Origin of the sequence: Halopseudomonas nanhaiensis, assembly GCF_020025155.1 — a bacterium.
In the GTDB taxonomy this organism is placed as follows: domain Bacteria; phylum Pseudomonadota; class Gammaproteobacteria; order Pseudomonadales; family Pseudomonadaceae; genus Halopseudomonas; species Halopseudomonas nanhaiensis.
In genome coordinates this window covers 1,491,689-1,515,152 of the sequence record NZ_CP073751.1, presented here as the reverse complement: position 1 = coordinate 1,515,152, position 23,464 = coordinate 1,491,689, and the positions used below count along the sequence as shown (strand labels likewise).

Here is a 23,464-nt window from a genome sequence, read left to right as displayed (position 1 = left end):
AAAGGGCGGCCTGTCGCCGCCCTCCGACTGGGGCCCTTCAGCGCAAGGGCCTTAGCCTGGCTGCCAGCTCCCCTTGCCGGCTGACTCCCAGCTTGTCATAGATATTGCGCACCTGAGTTCGCACCGTGTTGATCGACACTCCCCTCTCTTCTGCGATCGTCTGAGGACCCTGTCCATCGGCGAGTTGCAACGCCACTTCCGCCTCCGCAGCCGTCAACTTGAAGCCGGCCCGCAGTGCCCCGACCAGTTGCTTATCGCCGTGATTCAACCCCCGCACAATGACCAGTACTTGCGGCCTGAAGCCGAAGGTGAAGGCTTTCTGCGGCAGCGAGACGATGTCGACGATCAGCGGGCCGGCAGCGGAAGCAGAGTGCACGAAGAGACTGCGCAGCAGCGGCGCTCCCGGGCGCGACAGTCCGCCTGCGGCGGCCAGAACCGCATCAGTTAATGGAGAGTTATCCTTGTCCAGTTCGGTAGAAAGCACCTGCTTGCGAAGCTTCAGGTAGTGCCCGGACAGGACCAGACGTTCCGCAGACGGCGTCATGGCGATCACATGTCCGGCGGCATTGCAGGCGAAGGCTGTGAGCGACATCGCCTCCATGGCGCCAACCAGAAGCCCTCCCGCGTCGCCTTCGAGCAACAGCTGTGTGCGTACCGCAGCACGGGCATGTGCGGCAAGCGAGGCGAACACGTTTCGCTGGGCTGAGGTGATGTGGCCGGTTTCCTGCCGTCGGCAAACCGAGATACCGATCAACATGTCAGGCCTTGCTATCAATGGGGTCAGGCAGATGTAACCGATACCGTGATGCCTGGCCCACTTGTAATGCGGATGATGCCTGGCCTGTTCGGGAGTGATGAAGTCGACTTCGGCGCGGACCGCCAGCTCGGGAATGCCGGTGCCAGCGCGCACCCGGGGGTTGAGGTCCGGGTCGCCATATCCGAGTTCTTCGAATTCCTTTGGAATGATCGGATCGACCGTCCACACATTGAACGGAACCGCTGGCTCGGCGCCGAGCCCGATCAGCTGGCCATACTCCGAACCTGTGGCTTGAGCGAGACGCTCGAGCGCGTAATACCAGCCACAGCCGGTAACCGCCGCATCGCCGAAGCAATCGACAACTTCCAGCCATTGTTCTTCGCTTCGTACCATATTCGGAGCTCTCCCCCCTGATCCTCAGTGGTGAAAACAGCCGATCGCCCTCGTCACGTTCGGCCATCCAAGCGTCATACCGTGAAATACCATTTAGCCAGTACTCAAGCAAGCGTGCATTCAAGAACGCGGTGCGAGCCGGCAAGTGTCGAATCGGATGCAGCGGGGCCACACTGGTTCGCGCCTGCGGTGCGCGCGACGCACACTGTCTTGTCAGGGTAGTCGCCCAGGCGAGCTTTGCACCGTCGGTCGGTGCGGGCTGGTCTGGATACGCCAACTGGCACAGCCACGTGGGAACAGAGCGAGCCACTCGGTGTCTCGACTTCAAGCCCCTCAAGATAGCGAGAGTCTCCCATGCCACTTCGCAATGATTACATCCAGGCCGTCCCCATAGAGCGTGGACTCTTCGCGGTGCAGCTCAGCGATGGCGGCTGGAGCGTCGCAGACGGCCCCGGGATCCAGATGGTGTCGATGGCCAATCTGCCCTCGGCAGGATTTCATGTACCAGTACGGTTCGAAACTCAGGACGAGGCGGAAAACGCGATCCGGACCGGACCCCAGCAGTATTTCAACTCAGCCAGGGATTCTGCGTGGGCGGCTCACTGCGTCGCTGTCGGCGGTACATACGAGACGAACTATGAACAGCGGCGCGGCCCCAGCAACCTCTCACACCGCTCGGGCTGAACGTGTGCTCGCGCCCATCGGGGCCGGTGCGTAGCGCCTCGGGCCGATTCATCGATGGTCCGGCGACCTCCGTCGTGAAGCACGCGCTTCTCAAGCGCGCACCCCCCCATTGGCTTCGCATATATTACAAGAACGACACATTTCGATACCGCTCGTCGGTAGCAACGGAACTTTCTTTATACCGTTCGTCGGCATAAACGCCCCTCGTATCGCTCTACTTCGTATCGGCGTGACGCACTTCACAAAATTGCATCACGAGGGTGCCACCATGCTTCGCTTGTGAAATAGCGCGGTTTCTTTTTGACGCCGGTCCTACGGCGCAGCTTTTATGATGCCCTATAGACATCATATTAATATTGCCGCTTCGCTTGCTGTTCTCACTGTTCACTGCTGAATTTCCGCTTTTTCAAGTTAAAACCCTGGGGTAGGATGCCCACGTTCTCGCAGCAAACCGAAAGGCAACTTTCCCTAAACTTCGAAAACAACAAACCCTTAAGTTCGATCCCGGGTCCCCGCACATAGGTGCGCTTGGCCACGGCTTCGTAGTGGCATAAGAAAAATATCAAAGCGGAGAAATCGCTAGCATGACATTCCAGAAAGTAGTCGGAAAATGGCTCGCACCTATTGCACTTGGCTTGTTCGTAACTACTGGTGTTGCACACGCCAAAGTTGATCTAGTCGGCATGAACGTAGCCGGCGCCGAGTTCACCGGCGGCGTGTTGCCGGGCCAACTCAACAAGCATTACTTTTTTCCAAAGAATACCTATCTCCAGTATTGGGCAGAGCGCGGAATCAAGACCATTCGGTTCCCGATCAAGTGGGAACGTCTGCAGCCTAAACTGCGTGGCGAGTTCGACCCCTTCTATGCCGCTCAGATCGACAAGTTGATGACTAACGCTGCATTGAATGACATCGACGTCATTCTCGACGTGCACAACTACGGTCGTTATCGCAAGCAGGTTGTTGGCACGAAGCAAGTTCCCCTGGGCGCCTACCAGAACCTTCTGGAGCGGATGGCCAAGCGTTGGGGCAAGCACTCTGCCCTGTACGGTTACGACATCATGAACGAACCCTACGGTCTTGCCGACAAGTACTGGCCCAAGGCAGCCCAGGCTGGCATTAACGGTGTGCGCAAGTTTGACCGCGAGAACATCATCTTCGTCGAAGGCGCTTCTTACTCCAGCGCGGCTCGCTGGCCCAAGTACGCTGACAAGTTGCTTGCATTGAAAGATCCGTCCGACAACATCGTGTTTTCTGCACACGTTTACCTGGACAAGGACGCCAGTGGCCGTTATGTCGAGTCTCCCGGTAAAAACTTCGACATGAACGTCGGTGTCAAGCGTGTTACGCCCTTCATCAACTGGCTGAAGAAAAACGGCAAGCGCGGCCACATCGGCGAAATTGGAGTTCCGCCGCATGATGCCCGCTGGTTGAAGGCCATGGACAACACGCTCAAGCACCTGCAGAAGCATTGTATTCCGGTCACCTACTTCGCTGGCGGCCCGGCATGGGGCAATCACTTCCTGTCGATGGAACCGAAGAAGGGCAAGGAAAAGCCGCAGTGGAAAGTACTCAAGAAGTACGTCGGCAAGGGCAACTGCTCGGACTTCGGTCCCAAGGCTTGACCCTCGCACAGCGGACGATATGAAAAAAGGGCAGCCACGCTGCCCTTTTTTGCGGCTACGGCTCGATATCTGTATGCATATACAGTATTATCGCGCCATTGCATTCGGCGGCACAGCACAGTCCGCCAGGTGATTCATTCAGCTTGAGGTGCCGACGTGGCCGTAGAAATCGTATACCGAAGCAGCAGAGACCCGGAGCAACTGTTCATGGACAAAGCCGAAGCCGATCGTCACGACAAGATGCTTGAGCTGGCCGAAACCCTGGCTGCGACGCTGCAGGCCGGCGTACCGGGGCTTAGCGAGCGACATGCGGAAGAGGTGAGCATTTATATGGCCCGGCATCGGGAGGTGTTCGCCAAGGCATTCAAGAGCAGTCCGGATGCGCTGGAGTCTCTTGCGCAATCGCCCGACCAATCAGAATGACGCGGCTGGAATGCTGCAGTAGCCGGGGCCGCCTAGCCCCGGCTATTCATTTCACTTCAGCCCCATGCAGTTCGCATAGAAGGTCGTAGTGGCCGGCCAATCGGAAAAGATGCCGATAACCCCAACATCACGCGCCAGCACGTCAATGACAGTCAGCATGTCGCCATCGTTGTCGATTGCTTCGTTGACCGTCTGGTAGTACCAGCCACCACCATTTGCAAGCGGACCGCTGCGCTCCATCGACCAGGCGATCAGATCGAGTCCGGCGTTACGCGCGTTTTCGGCGTATTCCGACGGGACGATATCCCCTCTCCCATTGAGCGTCAGCATCTTCCAGATGGCCGGCGCAAGCACCCGTACCCCTTGCGCTCTCAGATCATCCATGTAGGCGAGCGAGCTTGTTTCGGGCGTGATGGCCGATTCGTCAAGGAACACCGCCTGAAGGCCGAACTCGGGCGTCTCGTTGATCCAGTACAACACATCGTCAAGGCGGAACGATTGCGGCCAGACCTTGTGCGGCGCCACGCCGGCGTCCACGTATTCCTCGATCATCTGCCGGGCGTAATCTTCCTGGCTGTAATCGCCCTCATACGGCATGGGCACCACAGGCGTCTTCAGCTCAGGCGTGAACTTGACCCCCAGCGCCTGGAACAACTCGATACTTTCCCTGTGGCTGAGCAAGGTACCGCGAGCCGAATAGAGATCCGTGCGCCAATCGGCGGTCCCGCCGAGATAGGCTTCAGGCGTGGTGGCCATCGGGTCGAACGCATCCATCTTGCCCTGCAACGTCTTGAATTCCGCGAGGGTGATGTCGCTGGTACGGCACTCGGCTTGAGCGGGAATACCGTTTTCCGGGTCCGCCGGTACGAACGGCTGAGTGCACTTGGCGTTCAGCTCGGGTACGGCGACGATATTGGTCGTGGTATGAAGGTCATTCTGAGCATGACGGCAGACCAGTTGACGGTCCTTGGTGAAGGCGACGTCGCATTCCAGAATCCCGGCGCCCATGCGTGCGGCAGCGACGTACGATTCAAGCGTATGCTCGGGAAACTGCAACGGGGCGCCGCGATGGCCTATGGAAAAATCGGTGCGCCGCGCATGCTGGCTGCCGCACGCCTGCAAACGCGTCTTCAATGGGCCCTCATCCATATCGTCGACAAGCCAGAGCGGGCGAGGCCCCAGATCCACGGCAATTTTCTTGCCGCGTTGCTTGTGGCGCAACTCTTCCATCTTCGCGCGCAGGTGCTCCAGACGCTCGGACCGATCGTCCTGATCATGCCAGTTCTTTGCCAGCGCCAACGGGCTGCCAAGCAGCAGCGTGCCGGCGGTCAACGCCATGGTCGCCATCGTGCGTAACTTCATACCAGACTCCTTTTTCAGTTGAGTGGATGCAGCGCGCTCGATATTGGCTAGGGCAAATGACGCAACAGTGACGCTTGGGTTAACTTTAGCCTGCTATTCAGCGAGGATCGCACCACCGAGCTTGAAGGCGGTTTCTGCGACGTCTTCGGGCAACTGGCGGTAGCCGGTGCTCATCCAGTGCAGGGCTATATGGATGACGCCGCCCATGATGCCGGCGCGCAGTAGCTCATCAGGCTGATGATCGGGCCGCGCGACGACACGGGTGATGTTACGGCTTACTTCCTGCAACTCGCGCATAATGGCGTGATCGACGTCCGGACTGATACCTCGGATCTCGACCAGCAGCAGATTGGCTATCAGCGGCTGCGCCTTCAGCGCCCGGAAGTATGCCAACAGCATGGCCCTGCCCCGCTCCCTGCGGTCGTCGCCCACGGCTTCGGCAGCGGTGGTTATATTCTCGCGCAGCTGTGAGGCGGCCTGCTCGTAGCAGGCAATCAGCAGCTCGTCACTATGGGCAAATGACTCGTAAAAGTAGCGCTGGGTGAGGCCTGCGGCCTCACAGACCTGCTTGACGCCGGAGTGCCGATAACCGTTGCGTCCGTAGACTTCGATCGCAGCATCTATCAGCTGCTGACGACGCTGCGCCTTGCGTTCAATGGCGGCCGCTCCACGGTAGCGTCGCTGGACAGTGCTGGAAGTGGGCATCGGTGGATTTCTGACAATGGGCATTGCCAAATTGTAAGTGACAATCTAGATTGTCACCACTGCCATCGCGGATAAACATCATGAGCACACAACAAAATCAATTCCAGCCCATGCCCCTGGATGTACTGATAATCGGCGCCGGTCTGTCCGGGATCGGCGCGGCGCGAGCACTGGCTGAACAATGCCCCGACAAACGCTACACCATTCTTGAGGCGCGCCATGCCATCGGCGGCACCTGGGACCTGTTCCGCTATCCCGGCATCCGCTCCGACTCGGACATGTACACGCTGAGTTACAGCTTCAAGCCCTGGCACAACCGCAAGGCCATCGCCGATGGCGCGGACATTCGACGCTATATAGAGGAAACCGCCGAAGAAGGCGGCGTTGTGCAGAACATTCGCTATGGTCACAAGGTCAGGTCCGCTGCCTGGTCTACAGAGGAAGCCTGCTGGACCGTTACCGCAGAGGTCAGTACCGACGGAGCGCCGGTTCAGCAAAAGGTGTTCAAGGCCCGTCTGCTTTCAGTATGCGCAGGCTATTACAGCTATGACGAGGGTTACCGCCCGGACTTCCCCAATGAAAAGGCGTTCAAGGGACAGATCATCCACCCCCAGTTCTGGCCCGAACACCTCGATTACGCCGGCAAGCGCGTCGTCGTGATCGGCAGCGGCGCCACCGCGGTCACTCTGGTCCCGGCCATGGCCAAGACCGCAGCGCACGTCACCATGCTGCAAAGGTCACCGAGTTACGTGGTGTCGCGTCCGTTGCATGACGGGATCGCGAAACATCTGCAGAAGTGGCTCCCCATGCCGGCGGCGCATGCGGCGACTCGCTGGAAAAATGTCCTGGTGGGGAGTTTCTTCTACCGCATTGCGCGTACCAAACCTGATTTGTTCAAGCAGCGACTACTGCAGATGGTACAGATGCAGGTGGGGCCGGCGGTCGACATGAAGCACTTCACCCCCACCTACAAGCCATGGGACCAGCGCATCTGCGCCGTGCCCGATGGCGATCTGTTTCACGACCTGCGAAGCGGCCGCGCCTCGGTTGTCACTGATACCATCGAATCCTTCACCGACACCGGGATCAGGCTCGTTTCGGGAGAGGAGCTGCAGGCCGACATCATCATCACAGCCACCGGCCTGAAACTCAATGCGCTCGGTGACGTGCAGGTGACCGTGGACGGCGACGCCGTCAAACCCGGCGAAAGGATGGCCTACAAGGGGATGATGCTCAGCGACATCCCGAACTTCATCCTGACCTTCGGCTACACCAATTCCAGCTGGACACTCAAGGCCGAACTAACCGCCAATTACACCTGCCGTCTGCTGCGTTACATGGACCGGAAAGGTTTCAGGATCGCTACCCCCAGACGAGACTCGCAGGTGGCCGACATGCCGTTCCTCAACTTCACCTCCGGTTACGTGCAGCGGTCAGCCGATTTGCTGCCACGCCAGGGGGATCGCAGACCCTGGCAGGTCTACCAGAACTACATGCAGGACAAGCTCACCATTCAGTACGGCCGTGTTGATGACGGCGTAATGCAGTTCCAATAACAGGGAAATCGCCATGAAAATCAACGATTGCGTCGCTGTTCTGACTGGCGCAGGCAGCGGCATAGGACGTGCGCTGGCGCTGGAACTCGCGCGCCGCGGCTGCCATCTGGCCCTGGCCGACATCGCCGAGGAAGGCCTGGCCGAAACCGCACGACTGGCCAAAGCCGAGGGCGCCCGGGTCAGCGAACATGTGCTGGACGTCGCCAGCCGCGAGCAGGTCGCAGCACTACCGGCTTCGGTTCTGGCCGCTCACGGTCAGGTCGATCTGCTCATCAACAACGCTGGCGTCGCGCTGGGTGGGCACTTTCATCAGGTGTCGGAGGAGGATTTCGATTGGCTGATGGCGATCAATTTCGAAGCCGTCGTACGCATGACGCGCGGCTTCCTCCCCTTCCTGCAGGAGCGGCCTGCTGCGCGCATCGTCAACGTGTCGAGCCTGTTCGGGCTGATCACACCAGCAGGCCAGACGGCGTACTGTGCGAGTAAATTCGCCGTGCGCGGCTTTTCCAATGCCTTGCGCCTGGAACTCGAAGGCAGCAACGTTGGCGTGACGGTGGTGCATCCCGGTGGCGTTGCCACATCCATCGCCACCAGTGCGCGCGTCTCCGCGGACGTTTCGCCAGACGACATCGAGCGAAGCCGGGCACAGGCACAAAAGCTGCTGCGCATGCCGCCCCAACGGGCAGCACAGATCATCATAGCGGGCATCGAACGCGACCGTGCCAGGGTCCTGGTCGGGAATGATGCGCGGATTCTTTCCTGGCTTGAGCGCCTGATGCCGGTCCATTACTGGCGGCTGTTCCCGGCGCTTGCCAAGTCACCGGCTGCACCTAGCAACCAGCCCTAACCGCCAGTAAAGGACGCATCCCATGAATATCCTCATCGGGCTGGGCGCGATCATGCTCCTGGTCCTGGCCGGGCTCTGGCTGTTCACTGCCTTTACCGCCAAGCGAGTGGAAGCGGGCCTACCTCCTGAAGGTCGCTTTGTCGAAGTGATGGGCTCGCGCCTGCACATCATCGAGGCGGGGCGAGGCCCGGCGATTCTGCTCATCCATGGATTGGGCGGCGTCGCGCGCAACTTCAATTATCAGGTACTGGGCGAGCTAGCCAAGGATTACCGTGTCGTAGCGGTAGACCGTCCCGGCAGCGGGTACTCCACTCGCCATCGAAGGTCCTCGGCTGGGCTCGACGTGCAGGCGGACGTCATGGCAGGGCTGATACAGGTGTTGAAACTGGACCGGCCGTTGCTGGTCGGGCATTCGCTCGGCGGCGCCGTTGCGCTTGCCACTGCGCTGCGCCACCCCAGCGAGGTCTCCGGTCTGGCACTGATCGCACCCTTGACGCATACCCCACAGGACGTCCCGAAAGCTTTCGCCGGGATGACCATACGCCAGGGCTGGCTGCGCAGGTTGATCGCCTGGACAGTTGCTACGCCGCTGACCATTCTCAATCGCGACAAGGTAATGGATCTCGTCTTCGGCCCCGAATCGGTACCGGACGACTTCGGTGTACGCGGCGGAGGCTTTCTGGGCCTGCGTCCCAGTCAGTTCATCGCCTCTTCACGTGATCTCGGGGCGCTGGAAGATGTGCTGCCCTTGATGCAGCAGCGCTACGCCGACCTGCAGCTGCCGATCTCGATTCTGTATGGTCGTCAGGACCGTATTCTCGACCCCAGCGAGCAGGGACAGGCGCTCAAGGATGCCGTGTCACAGGCGCAACTGCAGCTGGTTGACGGCGGGCATATGCTGCCGGTCACCCAGCCGCAGCTGACCACCGATTTCATTCGCGATGTCCACAGTCGGGTCCGCGCTGCTCAATAGTGCTTCGCGATCAGGTCCTGAAACGGCCGACCTGCTGCTGCAAGCCGGCCGCCAGACGCGCCAGCGACTCGCTCGCGCCGCGACTTTCTTCGGAGCTCTGCGCGGCCTGATTCGACAGATCGCGAATGCCGCTGATGTTTCGGGCAATCTCTTCGGTGGTCTGGCTCTGCTCTTCACAGGCAGACGCAATCTGCGCTGCCATGTCGTTGATTCGCACTACCGACCCGGCCGTATCGCTCAGCGCACGCTCGGCACCGGCGGCCTGGTCCACGCTTTGCGCCGCCACTGCTGCGCTGCGCTGCATGACGCTGACCGCCCTGGCGCTGCCAGCCTGCAGGCTTGCGATCATCTTCTGAATGTCCTGGGTAGACGCCTGGGTGCGGCCGGCTAGCGCGCGCACCTCATCGGCCACCACAGCAAAGCCGCGGCCCTGTTCACCCGCGCGCGCTGCCTCGATGGCGGCGTTCAACGCCAGTAGATTGGTTTGCTCGGCAATGGCCTGAATGACGCTGAGAACTCCACCGATCTGATTGCTGTCCTGCTCCAGGCTGTTGATTACACCGGCGGCCTCGTCTACATCGCTGGCAAGCTTGCGGAGTGCTCCCATCGTCTGCCCCACCAGTTCCGACGCGTTGGCGCCCTGACTGTCGGCTTCCCGCGCCGCATCCGCAGTGGAATGCGCATTGCCGGATACCTCGTGGATGGCAGCGCTCATTTCGGTCGCAGCGGTACTGACCTGATCGATCGCCAGGTACTGCTCGCTGACCAGCTGCTGCTGAGTCACGGCGATGATGCTCAACTGCTGCGACGCCGCGGCCACCTGCAGAGTTGAATCAGACACCTGCTGAATCAACGCCTGCAACTGTTCAAGGAAGGTATTGACGCTCACCCCCAGCTGACCGATTTCATCCGTGGAGGTAACTTTAACGCGTCGGGTGAGGTCGCCCTCTCCGTCTGCTATATCCCGCAGCCGCGCAAGGATGGCGTGCAGCGGTTTGAGAATAAGACCTGGAAGAAAAGCGATCAGCAGCGCACAGACCAGCAGCCCGACCAGCGCCACCGTTGTGAAGATACCGGTATCCCTGACCACGGCTGCCTCTGCTGCAGTCACTTCAGCGGCAGACTGGCCGTCAACCTGCTGGGTCATCTGGTCGATGAGCGCACGTGCAGCACTGAAGCGCTCATACGAAACGCCGAAGCTCAGCTCGCGCGCCCGTTCCACGTCTGCAGACGTGGAGCTGCGTGCGAGCGAGACCACTTGCCGACTTTCAGTTTTCCAGGCCATGAAAGCCTGATTGAATCGCTCTGCGAGAGCCTTGGCCTGGGCAGAATCGGTCTTTTCAGCGAACACCGCTACGCGGTCATACGCCTGCTGCATGTTGTCGCGGTGATCAGCTTCAAGCTCGGGATGGTCGCCCGCACCGGCGAGTTGAACCAGGGTACGCTCGGCCACCAGCGCCTGATACAGGTCACGGTCGGCTTCCAGCAGATTGGTAGCCTGTGGCAAGAGCTCGGAGGAGAAGAGTTGTAGCCTGGAGGCAAGGTCGTTCACTGCGATGAACGAGACACCGCCCAATGCGCAGAAAAGGGCCACCAGCAGGCCCAGCGGCAGGGTCAGCTTCCAACGAAAACCTAGATTGCGGAACAGCTTGAACATGGTCAACTCCAGCGGTGAGTCTCTCGGGAACGCTGGAACCCTGTTGGGTAAAGTCCTTTTTTCTTGCCACCATCTCCAGTATCGGCGGATTGACCATACTCTTTAGACGGGTAAACGATGTTGACCTGCATCAAGTCGCCTTTCGGCTGACAAGTCAGATGAGGACCAACCGGTTGGGCAGTTCGTTTCGCTGATGCGAAGCCGGCACATGGGCCTTGAGCTCTGCGCCACAGGACTCGATGCAATCGAGGAATCCCTGCAGCACGTCGCCCCGCCTCACCTGCGTGGTGAAGCGCTCGACAATTGCTTCCCACACGCTGTTGTCGATCCGACTTGCGATGCCGCGGTCGACCATGATTTCCACATAACGCTCGGCTTCCGAGACGAAGATCAGCATCCCGGTTGCGCCGTCGGTATGGTGCAGATCCAGCTCGATGAACTGGCGCCGCGCCAGATTGGAGGCACGCCAGTGTCGAACCGAACGGGGTATGAGGTTGGTGCCGATCCTGGGCACCCTGAACAGCAGCGCCAGCACGACGAAGGTCACCCACTGCACTAGCAGCAGATAGCCGGCGCCCACAAGCCCGGGAATGAACAGCAGCGCCCCCGGTACGATCAGCGCGAGCAGGCTCGCCCACAGTAGCGGGATGTACCGGTAGTCGTCTGCCTGCTCGGCCAGTACCGTGACCATCTCCGCATCGGTGTCCTGCTCGATGCGGTCAATCGCCTCGGCCACCTGCCGCTGCTCTGCTTCTGTCAAAAGCGTCATCTTGAGTCGTCCCTTGAATTACCAGCCACCGGAAGCACCGCCGCCACCAAAACCACCGCCGCCTCCGCCGAATCCGCCCCCACCACCAAGGCCTCCGCCGCCGCGGCCCATCCCGCCCAGCAACGCACCGGCAAGCAACGCATTGCCGAAGCGGCCCCGCCGCCCGCCGCGACCACCCCGGCCGCCGCCCAGCATGCCAAGGACTATGAACAGCAGCAGTATGAAGATGCCGACCGGGGGTTGCTCAGGCCGTTGCCCACGCTGCGGCTGCGCCGGAGCCCGCAAAGGGTTGCCTCCGAGGACCGTGACCATTGCCTGCGCACCTTCGACAATGCCACGCTCGAACTCGCCCTCGCGGAACGCAGGCAACACGATACGATTGATGATGATCGAGGACTGGGCGTCAGTCAGGCGCCCTTCCAGGCCATAACCGACTTCAATCCTTACGCGGCGGTCATCGCGAGCGACGATCAGCAACGCACCATTGTCCTCGCCTTCCTGTCCTATACCCCAGGCGCGCCCGAGTTCAACGCCATAGTCCTCGATGCTGCGCCCCTGCAGATCCGGCAACGTAACGACTACAACCTGCTCGCTGGTCGCCTGTTCGTGCGCCGCGAGCATCTGGGTGAGCTGAGCCTCGGCCTGGGTGTCGAGCAACTCGGCCTGATCTACCACCCTGCCGGTCAGCGCCGGGAGTCCTGCCTCCCCGTCAGCCTGCTGTGCAGCCAGGCCGCTTGCCCAGAGAAGCAATACGAGGGTCAGAAGGCTGCCAAGCCTCATTCGAACTCGACCCGCGGCGCCTGCTCGGCATTCTCTGCCGTAGCTTCAAAGTTCTCGCGCATCGGCAAGTCGCTGTAAAGAATGCTGTGCCAGATGCGGCCGGGGAAGGTCCGAATCTCGGTATTGAACCGTTCCACTGCCGTTACATAATCCCGCCGGGCCACCGCAATACGGTTCTCGGTGCCTTCGAGCTGAGACTGCAGTGCGAGAAAGTTCTCATTGGAACGCAGCTCGGGATAGCGCTCCGACACGGCCATCAGCCGACTCAGTGCGCCGGTCAGCTGCGCCTGCGCCTGCTCGAACTGGCGCATCTTCTCCGGATCATCCAGATCGTCGGCGCTGATCTGGATCGATGTGGCACGGGATCGCGCTTCGGTCACCTCGCGCAGCGTTTCGCGCTCCTGGCGAGCAAAGCCTTGTACCGTTTCCACCAGATTGGGGATCAGATCAGCCCTGCGCTGATACTGGTTTTCTACCTGCGCCCAGGCCGATTTGACCTGCTCGTCGTAGCGCGGAATGTTGTTGATGCCGCATCCGGACAACAGCGTGGCAAGGAACAGTACGGCCATCAGGCCGATGGGAAATCGATAACGCGGGATAGCCATGGTCATGGGTTCTCGATGTCAGGCGGTTATCTGAGGGACCCTGGGGTCGCCTCGTTAGTTCAGCAGGACGAGCGCCTCGGCCGTGCTCAGGGGGGCAGCGCCCGCAGCAGCTCGCGCATCCGGTTCATGCCTGCTACCACCTGTTCGGGTGCGCCCTTGAGGGTCAGTTCCACTTCCCGCCGGTGCTCCGCATTGGGCAGACAGGCGAGCCGCAGATCGGGAAACTCCTGGAGCAGGGTTTCCATCATGGGGATCAGCGGCCCCTCACTGGTATCAGTCAGATGCAGCGTCTGGCTGACCTGGCGTCCGGGCGCCTGCAGATGCACATAGTCATGATCAAGCACCCACTCGACCATCGGCCAGGCCATGTCCGGGAACCCCGGCACGAAGTGGTGCCGGTTGATCGAAAAACCGGGGATGCGATTGATCGGGTTGGGGATGACGGAGCTCCCGACAGGAAACTCGCCCATGCGCAGGTGGTGGGCATTGAGTCGATCACCCACTTGCGCGCGTATCTCGGTGTCGGCTTCCGGGTGCAGTTCGAGAGCGACGCCGAGGGCGGCAGCAGCGCACTGGCGCGTCAGATCATCCGGCGTCGCCCCGATACCACCAAAGCTGAAAACGATGTCGCCGCTGTCGAACGTCTGCTTCAGCGTCTGAGTGATCAGGCCCGCATCGTCGGTAACCATGCGCACCCAGGACAGCTCCAGCCCTCGCTGGGCGAAGCGCGGAATCATGGCCGGCAGATGTGCGTCGGACTTTCGCCCGTTGAGTATCTCGTCGCCAATCAGAAGCAGGCCGAAGCGGATCAGTGAGGACTCGGTCATGGGCATCAAGGGTAGCCGACTTTTACCCGATCTGCTCCGGCGCTTCGTTCGCACGCCGCCGCCTCTTCGTTCCGCGGAACCGCATACGGCCTTGCCCGTCTACACCCTGTGAAGCACCCGCTACCCGTCCATTCCCGGAGGCACCATGCAACGCCGCACCTTCCTTTCCAATGTAGCCATCGCCGGCGCCGGCCTGGCACTCGCGCCGGCGCTGGCTCGCGCCCAGGCTTCGGCATCCACTCAATCCCCCGGCGCATTGCCGATGAACTCGGGAGACGCGCCTCGCTATAGTCCACCACACCGGGTCGGGCTGGGCGGTGCCGTGGGCCTGGGCGATATGCGCCGGGAGATGTCGGAAGAGCGCGCGCTCGAGTTGTTGCAGACTGCCTGGGATGAAGGCATCCGCTACTACGACACCTCACCGTGGTACGGCCTGGGGCTGAGCGAACGGCGTCATGCCATGCTCCTCTCCCCGCGCGAGCCGGATAGCTATCTGCTTTCGTCAAAGACCGGCCGCCTGCTCTACCCAGATCCGGGTTACTCGCACAAGAACTGGCAGGGCACCAACCGCTTCAACTACAAGTACGACTACAGCGCAGAGGCTACGCGCCGGTCCATCGAAGACAGCCTCCAGCGCATGGGCGTGCCCAGCCTGGACATGGTATTCATCCACGACCTGTCACCGGACAACGAAGACATGGGTGATGAGTGGACCGACCATTTCAAGGTGGCGGTCGAAGGCGCCATGCCCGAGCTGAGCAAGATGCGCGATGAGGGCTTGATCAAGGGCTGGGGAATGGGCGTCAATGAGCTGCCTCCGGCCCGCCGTGCGATCGAGGAATCGGACCCGGACGTCATCCTGCTCGCCACTCAATACTCACTGCTCAAGCACGCTGACGCGCTGAACAATCTCTTTCCGCTGGCAGAGCAGCGCGACGTGACATTTGTGCTCGGTGCGCCGTTGAATTCGGGTTATCTGGCAGGCAGTGACTACTACAACTACAGCCGCGACGTACCTGACGAGATGCGCCAGAAGCGCGATCGCTACCGTCAGCTGGCCAGGGACCATGAGGTGGACCTGCGCACCGCCGCCCTGCAGTTCTGCAACGCGCCGTCGGTGGTCAGTTCGGTGCTGCACGGCGCCAGTACGCCCGAGCAGGTCCGAGAGAATGTGGCGTCCATGTCAGCGAGCGTGCCGGCCGACTTCTGGAAATCAGCCAAGGAGAAAGGCTTGATGGAAGAAAACGCGCCCGTACCAGGCTGACGGAGCGCCACGCCCGGCAGGCTCATGGCGGCTCAAACGAGCCGCGGGTAATCAGCGGACCAGCCTGACCTCGATGCGCTGGTTCTGCGCGGCAATGGCATTCCAGTCGCCGGCGAGCGTTTGCTCGTCGATAGGCGGATAGGCCATCCGGGGTTCGGGCTCCGCTGCGGCTTCCACCACCATGCGCAGCCTGGTGCCGTCAAACAGCGGCTTTCGATTGGCCAGAGAGGCGAAGGCCACCGACTCCAGTTCACCGGTACGTTGCAGCCGCTCGGCCTCAAGCCCGAAATCCTGGCACTCGGTGACCGGCACATCGTCTGCCGCCATACGCATGGTTCCGTCATCGTCCGGCACCATGCAGAAACTGCCGGCATGGGCCGTTAGATGCATGACGCCCTCGAACCCGCCGGCCTGAAGCCGCGCCGCCAGCTCCTCGATGAAGCGCAGCCGTGAATCATCGAACGGTGTGGCGCCCTGTGCAAATCGGCCGTCGCGGTTGATGGCCCATTCCAGCGCCCGGAGCAACGACTCGTCGCGCTGGGGCTCGGCTGCTGCATTCAGCTGCATCGACGCCAGCGAAAGCCCGGCAGGCGGTGCTGCAGCAACCGACGAACCAAGGCTGACCGGAGCGAGTGCGGACTCGGGCGCAGCAGCATCGTTGAACATCTTCGAAGCGCCGCCGACCAGCAGCACCCCGAGCACCAGCCCCGCCGCCGCCGCTGGCCACCGCGACCTGGGAGTCTCAACTGCCGGCGCGGGCATGTTCTCGACCAGGCTCCTCAGCTCGGCCTTGAAGCTTGCCTGCAGGCGACGCGCATGGGCATCGAGATGAGGGCGCAACAAGCGAACCATGGCATCGTCGGCAGCGTCCCGCGCGAGCGATTCGAGCTCGCGCTCGGACAACTGCGCCGGGCCCGGCGCTGCTTCCAGGCCGGCGGCTACAGGCTTGCCGGAATTCTTCGGTGGGGGGGTAGAGATGATCTCATCCAGATGGTCGTCGACCGGCGGGTGCTCGAAGGGACTATCGTCCAGAAGATGAAGCGAGTGCAGAACCGCCTCGAGATCGACCGACTTGATTTCCTTGGGTAGTACGCCGACCGCACCCAATGCACGGGCCTGACCGACGTAGACCTCCCCGCCGTCCTTGGAGGTGTACATCATGATGGGAATCAGCCCGGTGGCGGGATTGCCCTTGATGATGCGCACTGCCTGCAGGCCATCCATGCCTGGCATCATGTGATCCATGAAAATGGCGTGCGGCTTGTTGTACAGCAGATACTGCAATCCGTCTTCGGCAGATTCCACCTCATCCACGGTGATGCCGTACTGAACCAACTGGCGTTTCAAGACGTGACGAGCGGAGCGCGAATCGTCGACGATCAGAACCCGTTTAGAACTCATGTCCGTAACCCTGTTCTTGCCAAGACCCGCCACGTTGCGCGGCAGACGTTTCCATGTCGCGAAGCATAGGAACATTACCCCTGGCGGGCACATCTGATGTGCCGGAAATGTGACGGGGTTGGCGCAGAGCAGGCTCTACTGTCGACAAACAGTCGCCCGAAAGCCGCGCCATCACGCGCCAGCAGCGATATTTCGGCGCTGCTTCACAGGTACGACCGAAAGTTTCGTGTCTTTTTGTAGCCGCTACGCTTGCGCTCCTGATTCGTGGTTACAATCGCCAAAAAATAACCAGGCATCCCGCCGATCTCTCCCCTACCTAACCGAATCAGCCACGGGCTGCGGCTACCCCGCGCCTGCGCTGCATGGAGTGAAACATGTACAGGAAGTTTGCAATTGCACTGCTGGCTGCGTTCGTTGGTCAGGCTCAGGCCAAGGTCGATGCCACTCAGGCCGACCGGCTGGGTCGCGATCTGACGCCCCTCGGAGCGGAAGCGGCGGGTAACCAGGCCGGGACCATTCCTGCCTGGACAGGCGGCGTCCAACCGCCGGCGTCCTATCGCGAAGGGATGCATCACCCTGATCCGTATGCGTCCGATGCTGCGCTCTATCGCATCGATGCCAGTAACCTGGAGGAGCATGGCGCACAGTTGCCGGAGGGTCTGGGTGATCTGCTGGTGCGACATCCGGATTATTTCCTGCAAGTGTTCCCCACGCGCCGCAGTGCGGCTGCTCCGCAGCGCATCTATGACGCTACCCGGGAGAACGCCGTCAATGCCGAACTGATTGCCAACGGCAATGGCATCCGCGGGGCGGCAGCCGGGATCCCCTTCCCCATCCCGCAGGACGGTATGGAAGTCATCTGGAATCACATCCTGCACTACAAGGGTGACCAGAACCATTTCATCAATAACCAGGCAGTGGTGGTCAACGGCAAGACCAGCCTGATTCGCCGCGACCGGCACCTTTACTATGTCTACAACCGTGAAGGCACCACGCTGGACAACCTCGACAACACGCTGCTGTATTACAAGTATGTCGTCACGGCCCCGGCCAAGCTCGCCGGCACCGCGCTGGTGGTCCAGGATCCGCTGGATCAGGTCCTGACCACGCGCAAGGCCTGGCGTTACAGCCCCGACAACCGCCGCGTTCGCCGCCTGCCGACGCTGGCCTATGATTCGGTGCAGCCGGACACCAGCGGCCTGGCAACCGCGGACGTGGTGGACTCGTATAACGGGGCCCCGGATCGCTACGAGTGGTCGCTGGTCGGCAAGCGCGAAATGATCGTGCCGTACAACAGCTACGCGGTGCACCAGAAGGGAATCCCGTACGAGACCATCGTCTCGCCGACTCACCTGAACCCGGAGCTGCTGCGCTATGAGCTGCACCGCGTATGGGTGGTCGATGCCACGTTGCGTACCGGTTACGGTCACCCGTATCACGCGCGCCGCTTCTATATCGACGAGGACAGCTGGCAGATCGTCGCGGTGGACCTGAGAGACAAGAACGGTGAACTGATCGGCGTCCAGGAAAGCCACCCGATCAGCTATTACGAGCTGCCGATGTTCAACAGCACGCTGGAAACGCTCTACCACCTGAAGACCGGCGATTACTTCGTCGACGGCCTGGATAACAACGAGCCGATGTACAACTTCAATGCGCAGATGTCGCCCCGCGACTTTTCTCCGCAGGCATTGCGCCGCGAAGGCAACTGATCCAGCCGCCAGCCACTTACCCCCCGGCTGGCACTTCTTTCGCTCCTCCCCCGAATGGGGGAGCGTGTATCGGCACTGCCCCTCTCCTCTAGAACCCGCAGCGCAGAGCGGTCGCACTCCGTCATAATTCCGTCGATCAAGTGTTCCGACGAACGGCAACGCCGCTTCGTTGACGCCACTACAAGGCAGGCATATACCAGCAAGGCCGAGCCGTGACTATCAGCGCGCTCGCGCTACCGGATCCGAAGTTAGTTCCGACCCGATACAAAAACAAGAAGTCTGGAGAGTTCATGAACAACAACAAGAAAGCCACCTCGGCGCTGCTCTGCGCCAGTATTTTGCTGTTCGGTGCGGCGGGCACCACTGCCGCCTACGCCAAAGGCAAGCCAGTGACCCCTACCCCGTCCCAATGGGGCGACGTGCGTGAGCAGGACTCGCGGAGTTTCACTCCTGTTGTAGCGCCTCTGCCAGCCCTGGCAGCATTTCCTGATACACAGCGGTTCACGGGTGTGCACCAGAACGCCTCCTATCAGATCGAGGTGCCGCAGAACTGGAACGGCATGCTGGTCATGTATGCCCACGGCTATCGCGGGACCGGAAGCGCGCTGACCGTTGGCCCGCCAGCGGCGCTGAGGCCATGGCTGCTGGACAATGGCTACGCCTGGGCGGCCTCGAGCTACAGCCGGAACTACTATGATGTGCGCGCCGGCGTGGAAGACACCAACGCCCTGGCCCTGGCCTTCAGCTCGATTACCGGCCAGGAGGAGCCTGGAAAGATCTACATAACCGGCCACTCCATGGGAGGGCACGTAGCCGCCGCAGCCGTTGAGGCCGAGACCCTTGCCACCGCGAACAACCCGGTGCAATACGCCGGCTCGGTGCCCATGTGTGGCGTCACCGGTGATACCTACGAGTTCGAATACCTGGCGAACTTCACCTTCGCCGCTCAACATCTGGCAGGGCTTGGGCCGACCAGTTATCCCGCGACCGACTTTCAAACGAAGTTACCGCAGATCCAGGCCAACCTGTGGACCGTGTTCCCGTTCGTCCCCAACGAGCAGGGCCTGAAACTGGAAAATATCGTACGTGACCTGAGCGGTGGCGAGCGACCGATTTTTGCGCAGGGTTTCCGGTCATTGTTGCAGTTCACCGTGATGTCTACCGGCGGCGGCGACGGCCGCATCAACGGCATCCTGGCCAAGCCGCTCACTGGCAATCAGGGCGTTCGCTACAACGTCGACGGACAGGAAGGGCAAAATCGGGAGGAACGCGAGTTCAACAAGAGCATTCTTCGCGTCATCGGACATCCGCCGGCCAACGGCATGCGTGATGACGGCCTGCGCTGGATTCCAGTGGTCAACGGCGAGTTCGACGTACCGGTCGTGAGCATCCACACCCTCGGCGACCTGTATGTGCCATTCAAGCACATGCAGATCCACCGCGAGCGCGCCGAAGCGAATGGCAGTGATGATCTGCTGGTACAACGTGCGATCCGCGCGCCGTCGCACTGCGACTTCAGCGCGCAGGAGCAGGTCCAGGCCTTCGCCGACATGCTCAATTGGGAGCAGAACGGTATCAAGCCAGCCGGTGATGAAGTCCTCGACGCCGAGGTGGTAGCCGATCCGAACTACGGCTGCGCCTTCACCACCCCTGAGCGGAGCAACCTGCCGGCGTGCTCGGCAGGGCTCTGACGACACTCGGCAGACCAGGGCGGCGCATGTCGTCCTGGTCCTCCGACGCGCCAATCGGCACACTCACCGTGTAGTACCCCGCTGTTACCCGCTACAACGCATTTCGCGGCAAGCTTTGCTCTCCCTGAATTGAAGGAGCAATGCGCGATGACCGACAAGAAGATTCTGCTGCTGGCCGGCGACTTTACCGAAGACTATGAGACCATGGTGCCGTTTCAGGCGCTGAGCATGCTCGGCTATACCGTACACGCCGTATGTCCGAACAAGCGTGCAGGCGACAGCGTGCGGACGGCGATCCACGATTTCGAAGGTGACCAGACCTACACCGAAAAGCCGGGCCACAATTTCGTACTCAACTACGATTTCGACAAGGTCGACGTAGACGCGTACGTCGGCCTGGTGGTGCCGGGCGGGCGGGCGCCCGAGTACCTGCGGCTGAACGACCAGGTGCTGGACATCGTGCGCAGTTTCGACCGGGCCGGAAAGCCGATCGCAGCGGTCTGTCACGGCGCGCAGTTGCTCGCCGCAGCCGGTATTCTGGAAGGCCGTGAATGCAGCGCCTACCCTGCCTGCGGTCCGGATGTACGCATGGCCGGCGGCAGCTTCATCGATATTCCGGCCGACCAGGCGCATGTAGAGGGTAATCTGGCTACAGCCCCAGCATGGCCTTCGCACCCCGCCTGGCTGGCAGCGTTCATCAAACTGCTGGGCGCGAAGATCACACTGTGACGTCACTGCCGCCCGAACACGGGCGGCTTTCAACGGAGAGATGACATGTGCGAGCTCTATGTAAAAGCGGACCCGATTCTCTATGAATCGCGCTCTCGGTCCCTGCGCATACGCGGCGTGGTCACCACATTGCGCCTGGAAAACCAGTTCTGGGATATTTTGCGCGACATTGCCGAGGTAGACGGCATGACTACCAATCAGCTGATCACGAAACTGTACGATGAGCTCATGGAGTATCGCGGTGAAGTGGTGAATTTTGCGTCGTTCCTCCGGGTCAGTTGCACGCGCTTTCTGGCCCAACGCGACGCCCGCACCGTGCCTCTGGCGGTGGTGCGCCAGGCCCGCTAACGACACGAAAGCAGTGCAACCCCGCGCTTGACGCGATGATACGGCCGCAGTACAACATCGCCATCGAAACAGGATTTAGCCAGCGGTCATCCGCATCGGTGTCGGTCAGTCAATGACCGGCAACGAGACGTAAAGGAATTACGGTGAATCTGTCAGCGCTCGCACCCATCCCCGGATGGCCTCGCGGAAGGCTTTTCCTCCGCCGCTTCGTGGCGATCAATCAATGATCGCGCATACCCCCAGCATCTTCGCCTCCGTTGCATGGGTCGCTGCGATCATGGCGTTCTGTCTGTTTGTCGTCGGGCGGTCCACTCAGCGTGATGGCATGCTGGTGGCCGCTGCGGGACTTCTGTCGCACGCGCTCGGCTACATGTGCTTTACCTCCTACGGCCATACACCCCTCTGGCTCAGCTACGCCGTCGGCAACACGCTACTCTCCGCTGCGCTGGCCAGTTACAGCGCAAGCATCTTCCGGATCAGCGATGTCCGCGTTCCCTGGGCCTGGCTGTTCTGTCCGACGGCGATCATGGCAGTCGGTCTGGCAGTCTTGATCGACACCCGCGAGCCACGAATGCTGGTTGCTTCGGGCGTGCTCATGTTGCAGTGCGCACTGATCATCCGGTTCGCCCTCCATCGAGCTCTGGCGGATGGGCGTGCGCACCTGTTGCTGATCACCGGTGCCGCCGTCAGTCTCGTGGGGATCGGCATCCGCGTGCTGACGCTTCTGTTTGGCACTGCTGAAGACATGCGGTACGACGTGAGCAATATCAAACAGACCATCTCGGTCAGCATTGGGACAGTGACGGTCATCATGTTATCGCTCGGTCTGATCCTGCTGTCGAAAGAGCGCATCGAGGCGCGCCTGGTGGAGTTCGCCCTGCGAGACCCGCTCACCGGAATCTGGAATCGCCGGGCGGTGCTGGAGCAGCTCGATCGAGAGATAGAGCGCAGCCGTCGCAGCGGCGCGAGTCTGGCGCTGGTCCTGATCGACCTTGACGATTTCAAACTGATCAATGACCAGCACGGGCACCAGATCGGCGACGCGGTACTGCGCCATAGCGTCGAACTGCTTGAGCAGCAGCTGCGCCAGTCCGATGCGATCGGACGCTTCGGCGGCGAGGAATTTCTGTTGATTCTCCCGGAGATAGATACCGAGGCCGCCATGCTCGCGGCCAACCGCTTGCGCACTACCTTGCTCGAATCGCCCACGCCGGTCGATGGGCTGCGTGTGCCGTGCAGCATCAGTGCCGGCGTCTGGTGCGGCGTGCCGGCGGAAAACGACTCGCCCTCCGGCCTGATAGCGCGGGCAGACGAAGCCATGTACCGGGCCAAGGCAGCAGGCCGCAATCGCGTTTGCCTGGCCGGGTTCGAGGCGCTCGAAATTGCCTAGGCCCGCGCTCGCCGGTCCTTCGCCGCGACCCTGTATGTCGACCACGAATAGAGCACCAGCGCGGCCCAGATCATCACGAAGCTGATCAGTTGAACCTGATCCAGTGGTTCATTGAATACCCATAGTGCAATGAAGAACTGAAGCGTCGGATTGATGTACATCAGAAAGCCGACCGTGGCCAGGCGCAGCCTGCGTGCGGCACCGGCAAACGCCAGCAGCGGTATCGCTGTCACAACCCCGCTCGCCATCAGAAGAAAGGTCAAGCGCGGCTCCACGGTGAAGTGCGACGCATCGATGGCAAGCATTGCTCCCAGCACCAGCAGCCCCAACGGCAGCAGAAGCAGCGTTTCGACAAAAAGGCCGGACAGACCATCGAGCTCCACCTGCTTGCGCAGCAGTCCGTAGAGACCAAAGCTCACCGCCAGCGCCAGGCTGATCCACGGCAGGCTGCCGAGCAGGACGATCTGCACCACGATGCCAAGGCCGGCCAGGAGCACGGCGACAGCCTGTGCCGGCGCCATGCGTTCGCGCAGCACCAGCATGCCCAGCGCCACGTTGATCAGCGGTGTGAGGAAATAACCGAGACTCGCCTGGAGCACGTGCCGCGTCTCCACGGCGTAGATATAGATGCCCCAGTTCAGCGCAATCAGCACAGCACAGCCGAGTACCGTGCCCAGCCGTCGAGGCTGCCCGAGCGCGGTCAACACAGGCGTCCAGCGGCGCAGAAGACTGATCACCAGAGCCAGAAACACGCAGGACCAGATGATCCGGTGGGTCAGCACCTCGAATGCCGGGACACCCTGGAACAGCGCGAAGAACAGCGGAAACGAGCCCCAGAGCGTGTAGGCACTCAGGCCGAACAACACACCTTTTGTGGCTTCCGGAATGGGACGGCTCATAGGGGCACCTGAAGACGGGTCCGCCAGTGTACTCAACTGTCAGGGGAGGCGAACGGTACAGCGAGCC

22 protein-coding genes are annotated in these 23,464 nt (G+C 61.2%); 12 read left to right on the top strand and 10 right to left on the bottom strand.

The window, feature by feature from the left end; genetic code table 11:
• Nucleotides 1-37: 37 nt before the first annotated feature.
• Entirely contained in the window at nucleotides 38-1,150 is a 1,113-nt protein-coding gene (locus KEM63_RS06855) for a helix-turn-helix transcriptional regulator (protein WP_223655443.1), read from the bottom strand.
• A 354-nt stretch (nucleotides 1,151-1,504) separates the two neighbouring features.
• Here KEM63_RS06855 and KEM63_RS06850 point away from each other — a divergent pair, with 354 nt between their 5' ends.
• The 3 genes from KEM63_RS06850 (at nucleotide 1,505) to KEM63_RS06840 (ending at nucleotide 3,882) form a co-directional block, all read left to right on the top strand.
• Entirely contained in the window at nucleotides 1,505-1,834 is a 330-nt protein-coding gene (locus KEM63_RS06850; RefSeq protein WP_223655442.1) for a DUF2460 domain-containing protein, read from the top strand.
• 584 nt (nucleotides 1,835-2,418) lie between these two features.
• Complete coding sequence (locus KEM63_RS06845) at nucleotides 2,419-3,459, top strand: glycoside hydrolase family 5 protein (protein ID WP_223655441.1); 1,041 nt, start codon at nucleotides 2,419-2,421, stop codon at nucleotides 3,457-3,459.
• A gap of 156 nt (nucleotides 3,460-3,615) precedes the next feature.
• The gene (locus KEM63_RS06840) at nucleotides 3,616-3,882 is read left to right on the top strand and encodes a YebG family protein (RefSeq protein ID WP_223655440.1); all 267 of its coding nucleotides are present in this window, start codon (nucleotides 3,616-3,618) and stop codon (nucleotides 3,880-3,882) included.
• 51 nt (nucleotides 3,883-3,933) lie between these two features.
• On the opposite strand, the gene KEM63_RS06835 is transcribed toward KEM63_RS06840, so the two are convergent.
• Together KEM63_RS06835 and KEM63_RS06830 are read right to left on the bottom strand one after the other, a co-directional pair.
• Entirely contained in the window at nucleotides 3,934-5,244 is a 1,311-nt protein-coding gene (locus KEM63_RS06835; protein ID WP_223655439.1) for a glycerophosphodiester phosphodiesterase family protein, read from the bottom strand.
• Between the two features lie 93 nt (nucleotides 5,245-5,337).
• On the bottom strand, nucleotides 5,338-5,949 hold the full coding sequence (locus KEM63_RS06830) for a TetR/AcrR family transcriptional regulator (RefSeq protein ID WP_223655438.1): 612 nt from the start codon (nucleotides 5,947-5,949) through the stop codon (nucleotides 5,338-5,340).
• Between the two features lie 80 nt (nucleotides 5,950-6,029).
• Here KEM63_RS06830 and KEM63_RS06825 point away from each other — a divergent pair, with 80 nt between their 5' ends.
• The 3 genes from KEM63_RS06825 to KEM63_RS06815 are packed head-to-tail and all read left to right on the top strand — an operon-like array spanning nucleotide 6,030 to nucleotide 9,325.
• Complete coding sequence (locus KEM63_RS06825; protein ID WP_423747837.1) at nucleotides 6,030-7,505, top strand: flavin-containing monooxygenase; 1,476 nt, start codon at nucleotides 6,030-6,032, stop codon at nucleotides 7,503-7,505.
• 13 nt (nucleotides 7,506-7,518) lie between these two features.
• Complete coding sequence (locus KEM63_RS06820) at nucleotides 7,519-8,352, top strand: SDR family NAD(P)-dependent oxidoreductase (RefSeq protein WP_223655437.1); 834 nt, start codon at nucleotides 7,519-7,521, stop codon at nucleotides 8,350-8,352.
• Between the two features lie 22 nt (nucleotides 8,353-8,374).
• Nucleotides 8,375-9,325: an alpha/beta fold hydrolase gene (locus KEM63_RS06815; protein ID WP_223655436.1), complete on the top strand. Its 951-nt coding sequence runs from the start codon at nucleotides 8,375-8,377 to the stop codon at nucleotides 9,323-9,325.
• Nucleotides 9,326-9,335: 10 nt separating this feature from the next.
• Here KEM63_RS06815 and KEM63_RS06810 read toward each other — a convergent pair whose 3' ends face one another.
• The 5 genes from KEM63_RS06810 to KEM63_RS06790 form a co-directional block, all read right to left on the bottom strand.
• Nucleotides 9,336-10,982, bottom strand: coding sequence for a methyl-accepting chemotaxis protein (locus KEM63_RS06810; protein WP_223655435.1), 1,647 nt, complete (start codon nucleotides 10,980-10,982; stop codon nucleotides 9,336-9,338).
• A 154-nt stretch (nucleotides 10,983-11,136) separates the two neighbouring features.
• Nucleotides 11,137-11,751 (bottom strand): TPM domain-containing protein, encoded by a 615-nt coding sequence (locus tag KEM63_RS06805; RefSeq protein ID WP_223655434.1) that lies wholly within the window; start codon nucleotides 11,749-11,751, stop codon nucleotides 11,137-11,139.
• Between the two features lie 18 nt (nucleotides 11,752-11,769).
• A complete protein-coding gene (locus KEM63_RS06800; RefSeq protein ID WP_223655433.1) occupies nucleotides 11,770-12,531 on the bottom strand; it encodes a TPM domain-containing protein in 762 nt (253 codons plus the stop codon).
• Complete coding sequence (locus KEM63_RS06795; RefSeq protein WP_223655837.1) at nucleotides 12,528-13,136, bottom strand: LemA family protein; 609 nt, start codon at nucleotides 13,134-13,136, stop codon at nucleotides 12,528-12,530. Before KEM63_RS06795 ends, KEM63_RS06800 begins: the two co-directional genes overlap by 4 nt.
• Before the next feature lie 86 nt (nucleotides 13,137-13,222).
• Nucleotides 13,223-13,963 carry a competence/damage-inducible protein A gene (locus tag KEM63_RS06790; protein WP_223655432.1) on the bottom strand — a complete coding sequence of 247 codons (741 nt, stop codon included), beginning with the start codon at nucleotides 13,961-13,963 and terminating at the stop codon, nucleotides 13,223-13,225.
• A gap of 145 nt (nucleotides 13,964-14,108) precedes the next feature.
• Between KEM63_RS06790 and KEM63_RS06785 the strand changes: the two genes are divergently transcribed.
• Entirely contained in the window at nucleotides 14,109-15,227 is a 1,119-nt protein-coding gene (locus KEM63_RS06785; RefSeq protein WP_223655431.1) for an aldo/keto reductase, read from the top strand.
• 51 nt (nucleotides 15,228-15,278) lie between these two features.
• Here KEM63_RS06785 and KEM63_RS06780 read toward each other — a convergent pair whose 3' ends face one another.
• Entirely contained in the window at nucleotides 15,279-16,628 is a 1,350-nt protein-coding gene (locus KEM63_RS06780; RefSeq protein WP_223655430.1) for a response regulator, read from the bottom strand.
• 374 nt (nucleotides 16,629-17,002) lie between these two features.
• Here KEM63_RS06780 and KEM63_RS06775 point away from each other — a divergent pair, with 374 nt between their 5' ends.
• The 5 genes from KEM63_RS06775 to KEM63_RS06755 all read left to right on the top strand — a co-directional run bounded on the left by KEM63_RS06775 (nucleotide 17,003) and on the right by KEM63_RS06755 (nucleotide 22,498).
• A complete protein-coding gene (locus tag KEM63_RS06775) occupies nucleotides 17,003-18,340 on the top strand; it encodes a DUF1329 domain-containing protein (protein ID WP_223655429.1) in 1,338 nt (445 codons plus the stop codon).
• A gap of 290 nt (nucleotides 18,341-18,630) precedes the next feature.
• Entirely contained in the window at nucleotides 18,631-20,031 is a 1,401-nt protein-coding gene (locus tag KEM63_RS06770; RefSeq protein WP_223655428.1) for an alpha/beta hydrolase, read from the top strand.
• A 147-nt stretch (nucleotides 20,032-20,178) separates the two neighbouring features.
• Complete coding sequence (locus KEM63_RS06765; RefSeq protein WP_223655427.1) at nucleotides 20,179-20,760, top strand: DJ-1/PfpI family protein; 582 nt, start codon at nucleotides 20,179-20,181, stop codon at nucleotides 20,758-20,760.
• A gap of 45 nt (nucleotides 20,761-20,805) precedes the next feature.
• A complete protein-coding gene (locus KEM63_RS06760) occupies nucleotides 20,806-21,108 on the top strand; it encodes a ribbon-helix-helix domain-containing protein (RefSeq protein WP_223655426.1) in 303 nt (100 codons plus the stop codon).
• A 223-nt stretch (nucleotides 21,109-21,331) separates the two neighbouring features.
• Nucleotides 21,332-22,498 carry a GGDEF domain-containing protein gene (locus KEM63_RS06755; RefSeq protein WP_223655425.1) on the top strand — a complete coding sequence of 389 codons (1,167 nt, stop codon included), beginning with the start codon at nucleotides 21,332-21,334 and terminating at the stop codon, nucleotides 22,496-22,498.
• On the opposite strand, the gene rarD is transcribed toward KEM63_RS06755, so the two are convergent.
• Nucleotides 22,495-23,397 carry an EamA family transporter RarD gene (gene rarD, locus KEM63_RS06750; RefSeq protein WP_223655424.1) on the bottom strand — a complete coding sequence of 301 codons (903 nt, stop codon included), beginning with the start codon at nucleotides 23,395-23,397 and terminating at the stop codon, nucleotides 22,495-22,497. The genes KEM63_RS06755 and rarD overlap by 4 nt on opposite strands.
• Nucleotides 23,398-23,464 lie beyond the last annotated feature (67 nt).